Below are 12,727 nucleotides of genomic sequence, written 5' to 3' on the forward strand. Positions count from 1 at the left end.
GAGCGTGGCAACTTCAGTTGCGGCGCAAACGCTGGCGGTTGACCAGCAGGCTGTTTATGCTCATCCCGTCACGCACCCCGATGTGGCCCTGACCCAGCAGGCCTTCCGGCTCGGGCAGCACTTTGACCAAGCTGGATGGGAAACCCTGGCCGCCGGGCTGCGGCTCAAGTCGCACCCCATTCATTCGTATTTGGGCTTCTACCCCAATCATTCCCTGCAGTCGTCTCTGCTGTTGCTGGCGAAGTTGCTGCCCTTGCATCCGACTGCGGCGCAGGTAGAGTTTGTGCGCACCCTCCCACCCACCGCCGGCGGATTGCGCTACCGAATCTACGGCAATGGATTTGGGGAAGAATTTGTGGGAGAACCCGTTTCTGGGCGAGACGTTCACCAACTCTACAAGCAACTCGATAAGCTGGTGCTAGAACGTCGCCAAACCGATTACGAACGCCTGAGCGACGTATTGCTACGGCGAGCCACGAAAGTGCGCAAACTTAAAGAGGCGCTACCAGTGCTACAGTTTATGGTTGACTCCACCGGCCAAGTTCTGGACGTGACCGTGGATAAGAAACGGACGAAGATGGGCCTGACGGCGCGTAGTCGGAAGATTATCCTAACGGCCCTTCGGAACGAGCGCTTCCGGGCCCTGGAGGCCCGCCGGGTATTTACAAAGCCCCGACCTTTTGCCGAGAAGGTTCACCATGCCTCCAGTCGGCTGGCCAATACGGCGCATCGCTTGATTGTGGGCATCCACTTCCGGCGACAGTATGCCCTGGATAGATGTGGGCCGCACTCGCAGAAGCAGGCCCGGCGCATGATGCGTTACCAGCGCACCTTGCTCATCCATAGGCACTAATTGCAGTGCAATAGACTGCTTAGCACTTGCCCCGACCGTCCTGCGGTCGGGTTTTTTTGTTGGCCCGTGCCGAGGCACGGCCCGGCAACCGGGAACCCCACAGATATCCCCGAGGCGGCCCCCGGCAATTGCCATCGGCTGACAGTGCAAGCCGGGGTCTTTCGCTCGACTTTTGAGACTGAAAAACGCCAAAATGGCCCAAAATCACGGCCCACGCGCTGCAAACGCGGTTGGCTGTGAGATTGGACTTTCAGCCATTTTCGGGGCTGGAACGGCGGTTTTCTGTCCTTTTTATGGCTGTTTGGGGGCAGGTACTTCGTGGTACCAATGGCAACGCTCCCCCTTATCCGCTTAAAAGACGCCCTGGCCCTGCTAGACGGCCCCGCGCCGGTGGCCGTGCAGTGGGTCAAGCTCGACCGCCGCCGCAAAACCGGCGGCGACTTCGGCCGGCTGAAGGCCGCGCGCATCGGCTCAGGTAAGCGCCAGGCTGCTGGCGTGCTGCGCGCGCCCCGCGCTGGCGAAGAAACCGACGCCGACCGCGCAGCCGTGACGGCTGACGGCCTCGTGCCGGTGCCTACGGGCGAAAAATCCGACGAGCCGACGCCCAAGAATCCGGCGCACTGGGTCAATGCCACCCGCAACCTGGTCGATACGCAGACCGGCGCCCTGGTCAAAATCCACATTTACCTGCTCACGCACGTGGCAGGCCGCAAAGTCCTCGTGTAAATGGAACAGCTCGTTTTTAGCAGCAACAATTCGCTGGCCTTCAGCAACCGTACCGGCAGCGTGTTCCGGTTGGGCGGGGCCGTGGGGGCCGCCGCCGGCGCCAGCCGCGCCGCCGGTACCGGCAAGGTGGATGGCATCGCTCCCACCTCGCCGGTGGAGAAGGGCCAGAACGGCGAGGTGGCGCCCTGGGGGCCGGCCAACGACTTCCCGCAACTCGTCAAGGCCGCCATCGCCAAGAGCACCGTCATCTGGCCGGTGCTGGACTGGAAAAACCGCGCCGTGTACGGCAAAGGCATCATTTACGGCAAGGTAACGGGCTACAACCCGGATGGCTCGGAGATATTCCAGCGGGTGAAAGACCCGGTGGTGCAGGCGTTTTTCCGCAAATCCAACCTGCACCGCTTCGGCTTCGAGGGCATCCAGGGGCTGGTGTTCTTCGCCAACGCTTTCCCCGAGTTGGTGCTCAGCAACGACCGCAGCGAAATCACCAGCGTCTGCATCCAGGACACCAGCTACTGCCGCTTTGCCACGCAGCAGCCGGGACAGGCTATGCCCAGCGACGTGTTCATTTCGGCCAACTGGCCCGACGCCAAGCCCGGCGACGGCTACACGACGAAGGTGCCGGTGCTCGACCCGTACTACAGCGACGTGGATGCCCTGCGTGCCGACACGCGCGGCTTCAAGTACATCTGGCCCCTGGGCATTCCCAGCCCGGGCAACGCCATCTACCAGCTGGCGGCCTGGAACGTCATCATTAAGTCCGGCTGGCTGGACGTGGCCCAGGCCATCCCCGAATTCAAGAAGCAGCTCTTCAAAAACCAGCTTTCGATTAAATACCTGATTGAGGCGGATATCCGCTACTGGCAGTGGAAGTACCCCGACTGGCAGGAGAAGAAGGAGGGCGAGCGCAAGCAACTCATCCAGGCCGAGCTGGAGGCGTTTGAGGCGACGATGACCGGCACCGATGGGGCCGGCAAGTCCATCCTGACGGTGACCATGCCCGACCCGCAGAACCCGGGCGCCACCATCAAGGTGTTCACCGTGACGGCCATCGACGACAAAATCAAGTCGGGCCTGTACGTGGAGGACTCGCAGGAGGCCAGCAGCCACATCTACACCGCCCTGCAGGTCGACCCCACCCTGAGCGGCATTTCGCCCGGCAAGGGCATTGGCTCGGGCTCGGGCTCCGACAAGCGCGTCGCCTTCAACACGTTCGTCGCTACGCACAGCTTCTACCAGGACTTGCTGCTGGAGGTGCTGCACTTCATCCGCGACTACAACGGCTGGGATAAGGAGCTGGAGTTCCGCTTCCTCGTGCCGCAGGTCAACACGGCCGACCAGCCCAGCGAGCTATCCAACAACTCCGCCACCCCTCCTCCCGCCGAATAATGCTACTCAAGACCTTAGACGAGCTAAAGAAGTTCGTCGCCACCGACGCGACCGTTGACCTCCCGCCGGCCATTGCCCTGGCCCTGGGTACGGTCGAAACCAGCGAAGTCGAGCCGCTGCTTGGCTCGACGCTGCACGCCTGGTTGCAGGCGCAGTACGACGCCCCGGGCTTCGATGCCGCCGGCCCGTCGGTAGCCGCCCGGCTGCTGCGCGCGGTGCAGGCGCCGCTCAGCCGCCTGGGCACGGCCGCCGGCCTGGCCGGGCACCAGGCTACCATCGACAACACCGGCGTGCACATCCTAAGTACGGACACCAGCAAGACGGCCTTTCCGTGGCAGGTGAACCAGTTGCGCGATTCGCTGGAGCGCCAGGGCTACCGCGACCTTGATACGCTGGTACAGTGGCTGGAAGACCACGCCGGCGACGCGCCCGAGCTGCAGGCCTGGGCGATTTCTGTGGCCGGCCAGCGCCACCGGCAGGAGCTCTTCACCAGCACGGCCGACTTCCAGCAGTACGAGAACATCAGCTCGAGCCGGCGGGTGTTCATCGCCCTGGGGCAAGTGCGCCGCCGGCTGGAGCACTTCGAGCTGGGCCGGGTGCTGGGCCTGGACTTCCTGCAAGAGCTGCGCGACCAGGTGCGCGACCGCGGCCTGACGTCGGACAACCGCAACTTGCTGCGCACCTACGTCTACCCGGCCCTGGCCGCCCTAGCCATCGGCCACGGCATTCCCGAGCTGGGCCTGCGCCTAGCCGACGACGGCATCGAACTCACGATTGCCCGCGTCGATGACAGCAACGCCAAGGAGGCCGACGCCGGCCTCGACCAGCTGCTGCTCGGCCGGGCCAGCAAGGCCCTGGTCAGTGCCGAGCGCTACCTGCGCCACCTCACGGATTACCTCGACCGCACGGCTTCTGCCACGCGCTTCGCCACCTACTTCCACTCGCCGGCCTATACCGCCCCCAACCAACCCGTCGTGCCCACTAACACCGCCGAATCGCGGATTTATAAGTTCTGCTAATGCGCCTGCTCCTCACTCTCCTGACGACTTCCAAGTGGTTCCAGTCCCTCGCCCTGGGCGTGGTGCTCACGCCGGTGCTGGCCATCGTGCAGAAGTACATCTTCGCCGATTGGGAATTCCTGCGCTACCTGGGCGTGCTCCTCGTCGTCGACACCATCCTGGGCGTGCGGCGCCACTGGCTAGCCCACACCATCAGTAGCCGGGGCTTCAGCCGGCTGTTCCAAAAGTCCGGCATCTACCTGGCCCTGCTCGTGCTCACCCACGTGCTCAGCTCCTTCACCGTGCACGGCGAGCCCAACCTGTTTTTCAAGTGGTTCGACACCTTCATGTACTCCTGCATGATGGCCCGCGAAGCCCTCAGCATCCTGGAGCATGCCGCTCTCATCGAGCCGCGTCTGGTGCCCAAGGCCCTGCTCAAGCGCCTGGCCCTGGTGTCGGAGGAAGGGTTCGAGGCCGCGCTGACGGCTATGCCTGCCTCGCAGCTCAGCACCGCGCCCCTGAGCACCGCGCCGCCGGCACCCCCCATCCCGTCACCCACGGACGCAAGTCCCTTAACCGATAGTCGCTATGACGCCTGACCAATTTATCGCCACCTACGCGCCGGCCGCCCAGCGGGCCTGCGCCGGCACCGGCCTGCTGGCCTCCATCAACCTGGCCCAGGCCATCCTCGAATCCGGCTGGGGCGCCTCGGGCCTCACCCGCTCGGCCAACAACTTCTTCGGCATCAAGGCCGGCAAGTCCTGGCGGGGTCCCGTCGTCACGCTGCCCACCCGGGAGCAGCGCCCGGATGGCACCCTGTACACCGTGCAGGCCGCCTTCCGCAAGTACCCCACGCCGGAGGCCGCCTTCCAAGACCGGGTGGCGCTGTTCCGCCTGCTGCCCCGCTACCACCGCCTCTTCCGCGTCGACACGGTGGCCGCCGAAGCCCAGCTGCTCAAGGACTGCGGCTACGCCACCGACCTGCAATACCCGGCCAAGCTGGTGAGCATCGTGAAGAAGTACAACCTCACCCGCTTCGACTCGTGATGCGCCGCGCCTCCCTCCTGCTGCTGGGCCTGCTGCTGGCCTGCAACCGCGAAGCCTGGCGTAGCGCCCAGCCGAACCCGGCCGCCGATAGCCTGCTGCGGGCCGAGCTACCCAGCGCCCGCAAGCTGAAGTTCACCGCCCCTACCACCATCATCGTGCAGCGGGGCGACCACAACTCGGCCGCGCCCACCACCACCGACAACACCAAGGCCGGCCAGAAGCGCGGCACGGCCGCCACCGGCCCCGGCAGCACCGCCACCAGCCAGCCGGCGGCCACGCCCTGGTGGGTGTATGGCCTCTTCGTCGCCGGGGGCATCGCTATAGGCTTCTGGATTCGTGGAAGACTCTGACGGAATTCGTCAACAACTTCACGATGGAGCAGTTCTTCCAACGCTACCATCTGCTGCCCCTGACGCCGGTCAGCAAGTTTGAGTATTAGCTCGTGATGATATGCGCCGCTTTAGAGCAATGCATCCGCGAGCTCGTCCCGAATGCGTAATGCTGCCGGCCCGACCCGACTGTCGGTCCGCTTATGATTCCCAAAAGAAAACGCTCCGGCCGGTTGGCTGGAGCGTTTTCTTTTGGTGAATGTGGCGCTTACGCGGCCAGGCAACTCATAATAGCCCGTACTTTTGAGGAATTGAGTTACTAACTACCTTTTTCATGCCTTCGCTGCCAGTGTCGGAAGATTCGTTGTCAGAAGCCGAATTGCTGGCCCGCCTGTTTCCGAACGGGGGAGAAATGGGGGAGCGGATTCGCCAGCTCGACTGGTCGGCCACCCTGCTCGGCCCCGTGCATGGCTGGCCCCAGAGCCTGCGCACCGCCGTCAGTATTATGCTGGGCTCGCGCTTTCCCATGATGGTGCACTGGGGGCCGGAGCTGGTGCATTTCTACAACGATGGCTACGCCACCATCCTGCAAACCAAGCACCCCGGTGCATTGGGGCAGCCGGCCAAGCCGTGGTGGCTCGAAATGTGGCCGTTTTTGCTGGAGATATTCGGCCCCGTGCTGGCCGGGCAGACTACCTATTTTGAGAACAGCCTGGTACTGCCCAACCGGCAGGGCTTTATCGAGGAGGCCTATTTCACCTTTTCCCACAGCCCCATCTACAACGAGCAAGGTACAGTAGGCGGAATTTTCGTAACGGCGCTGGAAACCACCACCACCGTGGTGCAGCACCGGCGGCTGGCCCTGCTCAGCCAGCTGACTGCCCAAACGGCCCTGGCCGCCGAGCTGGCAGAGGCGGCCCAGCACATCATGGCGGCCCTGTCTACCAATACGGCCGACATTCCCTTCGCCCTGCTCTACACCCACGACCAGTTCACGCCGCACGCGCAGCTGCGGGCCTGGTTTGGGCTGCCCGCCGGCGAGCCCACGGCCCCGGCCACCCTCACCGTAGTACCCCAGCAACAGGACCGGCGGGGCTGGCCGCTGGCCACCGTGCTGGCGCAGCACAAGCCACTACACATCCCCTCACTGGAGGAGTGCTTTGGCCCCCTGCCCCCCGGCTTGTGGCCGGAAGCCCCGACGCAGGCCCTGCTCCTGCCGTTGGCCATGAATGAGGCCGTACCTTTGCAACGCACCGTGCTCATTGTCGGAGTCCATCCCCGCCGCCCCCTGGACGAGGCGTACCGCGCCTTTTTCGACCTGGTGGCCGACTACGCTAGCCGGGCGCTGGTGCGGGCAACGGTCATCAGCGAGGCCCGACGCCTGAACCAGGCGCTACGCGAGATAAATGAGTCACTGGACTCCTTCGTCCATATTGTGGCGCACGACCTGAGAGGGCCGGTCACGAACCTGGACAGCCTGATAAAAGCCTACTATGAAGAAACGCCTGGCCCTGACCGGGAGTATATCGTGGGGTTTCTGCAACAGGAAATACAGCGACTCGGCGGCACCACCCAGGGCCTGATGCAGGTGTTGCAGGCCCAGTACGCGGCTGCCATCCCCACCGACATGCCCGTCGCCTGGCACGACGTGTATGTCAACGTGCGGTCGGAAGTCAGCATCCTGCTTGCCCAGCAGCAGGGCACCCTCACGGCGGACTTTCAGGCGGCGTCGATAACCGGCTACCCGCAGGCGTTCCTGGAAAGCATCCTGAAAAACCTGGTAACCAATGCTCTCAAATACCGTTCGCCGGAACGTGCGCCGGTCGTGCGGGTGCATACGTTCCGGGAAGGCAAGACCACGCTGCTACTAGTGGCCGACAACGGACGCGGTATTGATTTATTGAAAGACCGGGAGCGGCTGTTCCAGCCCTTCACCCGCCTGACGGCCGAGGGCGAGGGCGCCGGGCTGGGGCTGCACATGATTCGCACCCTGATATACCGGCGCAATGGCACGCTGGAGGTGGATAGCGCACTAGGCCTGGGCACCACCTTCACCGTCCGGCTACCGGAATAGCCCCGCGACACCGCTACTTAAGCCCGCCAACGAAAGCCCCGCCCCCACCGGCGGGGCTTTTTTGTGTCCTTTTCTCCCGTGGCGGGCGCTGGCAATTTCGTTGCATGGAAACCCTGCAAATCGGCAACATTACCAAGCAAGTCCCCTCGACCTGGAACGAGCTGCGGCGCCAGCAGCTGCTGCCGCTCCTGGCCGAACTCTACGCCCCGGAGCGGCCCGGCCGTCGGCTGCGGCTGCTGGCCCTGCTCACCGGCTTCCCGCTGCCGCTGCTCGGTACCCAGCCGGTGGTGGTGCTGGCCCAGCTGCTCCCGCTCACTGACTTCCTGTTTGCGGAGGAGCACCTGCTCACGGCGCAACTCCTGCCCACCCTGCGCGTGGCCGGCCGCCGGCTCCGGCGCCAGAGCACCTGGCACGGCCCACGCGAGTACCTGCGCAACCTGCTCTTCGGCGAGTTCATGTTCGCCGACACCTACTTCGTGCTCTACAGCCAGCACCAGCGCCCGGAGCACCTCGACAAGTTCCTGACCGTGCTCTACCGCCCGGCCCAGGAGGGGCTCGACGTCCACCACCCCGACTGGAAGGGCGACGTGCGCGTGCGCTTCAACGAACACCAGCTCGAGGCCCGCACCCCGCGCGTGGCGAAGGTGCCCGCCATCGAGAAGCTGGCCGTGCTCACCTGGTATCGCGGCTGCCGCGCCCAGCTGGCCCAGGAGTTCCCCGACGTGTTCACGGCAGCCGAGTCCATCCAGCAGGCAGAAGACCAGCAGGCTCCCGACTGGTCGCGGGTGCTGCGCAAGCTCTCCGGCGGCGCCTTCGGTACGCTCCAGCAAACGGCCGAGCAGCCCTTGCGCCTCATCCTGGCCGAAATGCAGGACGCCGCGGAGGAATACAACCGCCTTAAAAACCAGCCCCGTTAACCATGCGCAATTCCCAATACGCCGCCCTGTTCAAGGGCAAGGCCGAAACCCACGGCCTGATTCGCCACCGCGATAACTCGCCCCGCTTTGCCCGCATCATCGTCAGCATCGACCCGCTGCAGCGCCAGGTCGACTTGCTGGAGATGCAGGAAACCCTGCTCGGCCGCCTGCTGAAGCCCAACCACGGCGAGCAAGTGCTCGTGCTGGAATCGCTCCAGACGCAGTACACCGATAACCAGGGCGACCACTACCAGCGCCGCCGGCGGGGCGCCTTCTTCATTCTGGAACAAGTGCCCAAAGGCCAAGACCACTGGCTGGCCCTCGACCGCACGGAGCAAACCGGCGAGGAGATTCTGGGCGCCATCCTGGCCGATTATGCCGACGACGTGCAGGTGCGTTGGCCCATCGAAGCCATCCAGAGCGACGCCGTGGGGCCACTGCACGACGGCACCTGGTACGGCACCCGCTTCGACCTTGAATTCACCACCCCCGCCAACGCGGCCCTGGCCTACCGGCCGGAAGCCTTCCCTTCGTAAGCCCGATGATTGAGCTGATAACCTACTGGACGCAAACCGGCACCTACGGCAGCCAGGCCGACCAGGTGTACGGCACCTACTACGAGGCCGAGACCTGGTACTTCAACCCCGTTACCCGCCAGGTGGTGTACACGCCGCGCCCGTTGGGCGGCTCCTACACCCAGGAGCAGTCGGCCGGCGACCCGCCGCCCCTCACCTACAACCGCCCGACGACGGAGGAATTCTTCGTCTACGCCAGCGGCGCCGACCGCATCGGCTTCTTCCACGACGGGCTGGGCGGCTTCACCACCGTCATCACCACGCTGCTGGTCAGCACGCAGGTAGTCGACAACCCCTGCTTCGGCAACCGCGTGGGGCAAATTCTGGTGGCTGTGGGCGGGCTGGCCGGCCCGTTTACCTACGCCTGGGACGACGGGCCGACCACCAAAGACCGCAGCCTGGTGCCCGCCGGCGCCTACCGCCTGAGCGTGCGCGACGTGAGCGGGGCCGTGGCCCACGCCCTGGTCACGGTGGGCCAGAATCCGGAAATCCTCGTCGTGGTGAGCAAAACCGGCGGCGACGTCAGCCTGCAGGTGAGCGGCGGCACCGGCCCCTACACCTACCTGTGGAGCGACGGCGTCACCACCAGCGACCGCGCGGGCCTGGCCGAAGGGCCGTACACCTGCACCATTACCGACGCCGTGGGCTGTAGCAAGTCGGTGGAAGTGCTGGTGAATAGCAACCTGTTCTTCTGGTCACGCAACCCCATCCTGCTGAAGCTCGATGCCGGCGCCGCCTATCGCCTCGACCCGAGCACCAAGCCCAACCTCACCTTTCTGTGCGAGGTGTGGGTGGAGCACGTGTACGGCAGCGGCGTCTTCGAGCAGGTGGGGCCGTCGCTGGAGCAGCCGGCCGACGCCCAGGGCCGCACGGTGTTCGACGTGCAGGCCCTGCTCGGCGTGCTGCTCGACTGGCACGTGCCGGCGCCCACGCAGGTGGGCCTGCAGCGGGCCGACCCATTGTTCCGCCGCTTCTACCTGGCGCATGCCGAAAGGTTTGGTACGCCGGCCGTGCGCGCCGGCACCACCGTGCGCGCCCAGAGCTACGTGGTCAAGGGCGGGCTGAGCTTCTATGAGCAGCAGGCCCGCACCTGGCAGAACCGCTACCAGCCCACCGTGCGGCCCTTCCTCACCTGGGAGCCGCCGGTGAAGTCCGTGCTGCCCGACCAGCCCGAGTTTCTCTACTACCAGGTGCAGTTGCCGGCCACCGACATCCTGCTGCGCGTGCGCGTCACCTTTGCCGATGGCACCACCCACGTGGGCAACTACGGCAGTGCCAGCCAGGTGCTCCCCTACGAGGTGCATTGCGGCGCCGTGGGCTACAGCCAGCTGGGCCTGGGGCGTCTCGACCGGGCCGACAACCCGGTGCGCGCCTGGGAAGCATTCGTAATGGCCCCCGATGGCACGCCCCGGAGCGAGGTGCGCCGCTACGAGCTCGACCGCCGGCACTTCCCCCGCCGGCGCTACTTCCTCTTTGCCACCAGCCTGGGTGGCATGGCCACCTTCGCGGCCGTCGGCGAGGCCCAGCTCGAGGCGGAGGTGAAGGGCGAGGAGGCCGCGCTGGCGCTGCCGGCCGGCTACGACCCGATGCGCGGTGATACGCTGGTGCAGGAGCGCACCCTACGCCCCATCCTGAAGGTGGCCAGCAGCTTCCGCACCCGCGCCCAGCAAGAGGCCGCCCAGGACTTGCTGCTGAGCCGGCGCGTGCTGCTGCTCAGCCGGGAGGGCCGCTGGCTGCCCGGCTTTATCAAAGCCAAAAACGCCACCCTGCTCGACGAGAGCAAGGCCGTGCCCACGCTGGAGTTCGAGTTTTACCTGCCCACCGAGCGCCTGTTCACGCCCTTCCTGGGCGACGAGCAGGTGAGCTACACCACCCCGCTGCTGCCATGATTGGACTCAAAGTCGCCGCCGGCTGGCTCGACCTGGCCGCCGGCACCATCTCGATGGAAATCAACAACCCGCTCTTCGACACGGAGTCCGTGCCGGGCACCATCACCTACCCCTTCGCCCTGGTCTTGTCGCCCGATAACCTGGTGCGCCTGAACTTCCCCCACCTGCGCGCCGACCAGGGCGAGCGGGTGGCGCCCGAGCCCACGGAATTTTACATCGATGGCGTCCTGCGCTGGGTGGGCAGCCTGGTGTACCTGGAACACGACGAGGAGCGTGCTCAGCTGCTCTACAACTTCGTGGCGGAAGCGGCCGACCTGCAGAGCCGCATCGTCGGCCGCCAGCTACGCCAGCTCGAACTGGGCGAGGTGCCGCTGGTGCTCACCCACGATGCCCCGGACTACGCCCTGCCCTGCCTGGTCAACAGCCAGTTCTACGAGGCCGAAAAGGCGCCGGGCTACACCGGCGTGGTAAACCACTACGTGGCTGGCGCCTACCGGCCGACGCTCTACCCGGGTAACGGGGCGGTGCTGCACGCGCCCATCGTGCCCTTCCTGCGCCTGGTGCCGCTGCTGCGCCGCGTGCTGGCCAGCGTGGGCTACGCCCTGAGCGGCGAGTGGCTCGACGAGCCGGAGGTGCAGGCCCTGGTCATCTACAGCACCCGCGCGGCCGAGGACGCCGATGGGGTATTGCTGACGACGCTCACTCTCAACCAGTACGTACCCGCCATCGACGTGGCCACGCTGCTGGTCGGGCTGCAGAAGTTCTTCGGCCTGGCCTACAGCTTCCACCCGGTGCGCCGCGAGCTGCGCATCCGGGCACTACGCGACGTGCTGGCCGACCCCACGTACCAGGAGCGCACCGGCGGGCCGGCCCGCAGCATGGCCGTCACCACCCAGGGCTTCGTGCTCACGATGAACACCCCGGGCGATGACCTGGACCAGTCGCTCGGCACCGAGTGGGCCACCCTCCGCGTGGGCGAGGGCCAGCAGGAGCTGAGCGTCGACGTCGGCACGCTGCACGTGCAGCACACCGCCGACCCCATTTACCCCACCCGGGAGTGGTTCGTGCCGTGCGTCGAGGCGAAGGGCGCCAGCCTGGCTTACGAAACCGGCGACGACGCCAGCGCGGGCTTGTTCCTGCTGCTCGACCGGGGCCTGCAACCCGACAAGCAGGGCCAGCTCTACCCGCTGGCCACCTGGGGCCGCGAGAACGGCGACGGCTTCCCGGTGGGCAGCAGCAGCCTGCGCTGGGCCGGGCCGCAGGGCCTCTACGCCACCTGGCACCAGGCCTGGCTGGACTTCCTCGACCGCGCCACCACCCGCGAATGCACCGCGCAGCTGCGCGTGGCCGACCTGCTCACCCTCGACCCCACCCGCAAGGACATGGTCAATGGCAAGAAATACCTCTGGGAAAAGGTGTCGCTCAGCCTGAGCACCACCGGTAAACCCCTCGAAACCGCCCAATTCACTTATCGCTACTGCCGTTTATGACCACCACGTCCACCCCGCGCGAGCTGGCCACGGCCTGGCTCGACATCACCGTGGAGCGCTTCGTGGCCAACATGAAGGCGCTCAACATTCAGAACACCGGCACGCTGCTGGCCTCCTTTAAAAAGGAAGTCGTGGGCGGGGCCGAAGGCGACCCGCTGAAGCTGCGCCTGAGCTATGCCCTGTATGGCAAGTTTGTCGACATGGGCGTCGGCCGGGGCCACGGCAAGGGCGTCACCAAAGGCGACGATGGCTACAACCGCCTGCGCAATTCGCGCGGCAAGCTCCGCCGGCAAAAACGCAAGCCCCGGGTCTGGTATTCGAAGGAGGTGGCCTTTCAGACCAAGCGTCTCTCCGAACTCATGCTCAGCCTCTATGGGCAATTATACGTCACCCGAGCCACTGACTCCCTGCCGGGCGAGGTGCTCATTAACTTCTAACGC

13 protein-coding genes are annotated in these 12,727 nt (G+C 65.6%); all 13 read left to right on the plus strand.

Annotated features, from left to right (window positions below; all coding sequences use genetic code 11):
* The first annotated feature begins 4 nt into the window (after positions 1 to 4).
* A complete protein-coding gene (locus Q5H93_RS12395; RefSeq protein WP_305006849.1) occupies positions 5 to 853 on the plus strand; it encodes a hypothetical protein in 849 nt (282 codons plus the stop codon).
* 327 nt (positions 854 to 1,180) lie between these two features.
* Positions 1,181 to 1,579 carry a hypothetical protein gene (locus Q5H93_RS12400; protein WP_305006850.1) on the plus strand — a complete coding sequence of 133 codons (399 nt, stop codon included), beginning with the start codon at positions 1,181 to 1,183 and terminating at the stop codon, positions 1,577 to 1,579.
* A complete protein-coding gene (locus tag Q5H93_RS12405; RefSeq protein WP_305006851.1) occupies positions 1,580 to 2,968 on the plus strand; it encodes a hypothetical protein in 1,389 nt (462 codons plus the stop codon).
* Positions 2,968 to 3,987, plus strand: coding sequence for a DUF6712 family protein (locus tag Q5H93_RS12410; RefSeq protein ID WP_305006852.1), 1,020 nt, complete (start codon positions 2,968 to 2,970; stop codon positions 3,985 to 3,987). Before Q5H93_RS12405 ends, Q5H93_RS12410 begins: the two co-directional genes overlap by 1 nt.
* On the plus strand, positions 3,987 to 4,565 hold the full coding sequence (locus Q5H93_RS12415; protein WP_305006853.1) for a phage holin family protein: 579 nt from the start codon (positions 3,987 to 3,989) through the stop codon (positions 4,563 to 4,565). Before Q5H93_RS12410 ends, Q5H93_RS12415 begins: the two co-directional genes overlap by 1 nt.
* Positions 4,555 to 5,013: a glycoside hydrolase family 73 protein gene (locus Q5H93_RS12420; protein WP_305006854.1), complete on the plus strand. Its 459-nt coding sequence runs from the start codon at positions 4,555 to 4,557 to the stop codon at positions 5,011 to 5,013. The genes Q5H93_RS12415 and Q5H93_RS12420 overlap by 11 nt, the downstream gene beginning before the upstream one ends.
* Complete coding sequence (locus Q5H93_RS12425; RefSeq protein WP_305006855.1) at positions 5,013 to 5,363, plus strand: hypothetical protein; 351 nt, start codon at positions 5,013 to 5,015, stop codon at positions 5,361 to 5,363. The genes Q5H93_RS12420 and Q5H93_RS12425 overlap by 1 nt, the downstream gene beginning before the upstream one ends.
* A gap of 313 nt (positions 5,364 to 5,676) precedes the next feature.
* Entirely contained in the window at positions 5,677 to 7,416 is a 1,740-nt protein-coding gene (locus tag Q5H93_RS12430) for a sensor histidine kinase (protein ID WP_305006856.1), read from the plus strand.
* Between the two features lie 104 nt (positions 7,417 to 7,520).
* Positions 7,521 to 8,333: a hypothetical protein gene (locus Q5H93_RS12435; RefSeq protein WP_305006857.1), complete on the plus strand. Its 813-nt coding sequence runs from the start codon at positions 7,521 to 7,523 to the stop codon at positions 8,331 to 8,333.
* 2 nt (positions 8,334 to 8,335) lie between these two features.
* Entirely contained in the window at positions 8,336 to 8,869 is a 534-nt protein-coding gene (locus Q5H93_RS12440) for a hypothetical protein (RefSeq protein ID WP_305006858.1), read from the plus strand.
* A 5-nt stretch (positions 8,870 to 8,874) separates the two neighbouring features.
* Positions 8,875 to 10,797 carry a SprB repeat-containing protein gene (locus Q5H93_RS12445; RefSeq protein ID WP_305006859.1) on the plus strand — a complete coding sequence of 641 codons (1,923 nt, stop codon included), beginning with the start codon at positions 8,875 to 8,877 and terminating at the stop codon, positions 10,795 to 10,797.
* On the plus strand, positions 10,794 to 12,287 hold the full coding sequence (locus Q5H93_RS12450) for a hypothetical protein (protein WP_305006860.1): 1,494 nt from the start codon (positions 10,794 to 10,796) through the stop codon (positions 12,285 to 12,287). Before Q5H93_RS12445 ends, Q5H93_RS12450 begins: the two co-directional genes overlap by 4 nt.
* Positions 12,284 to 12,724: a hypothetical protein gene (locus tag Q5H93_RS12455; protein WP_305006861.1), complete on the plus strand. Its 441-nt coding sequence runs from the start codon at positions 12,284 to 12,286 to the stop codon at positions 12,722 to 12,724. The genes Q5H93_RS12450 and Q5H93_RS12455 overlap by 4 nt, the downstream gene beginning before the upstream one ends.
* Positions 12,725 to 12,727: the final 3 nt, after the last annotated feature.

It is taken from the genome of Hymenobacter aranciens, assembly GCF_030580865.1.
In the GTDB taxonomy this organism is placed as follows: Bacteria; Bacteroidota; Bacteroidia; order Cytophagales; family Hymenobacteraceae; genus Hymenobacter; species Hymenobacter aranciens.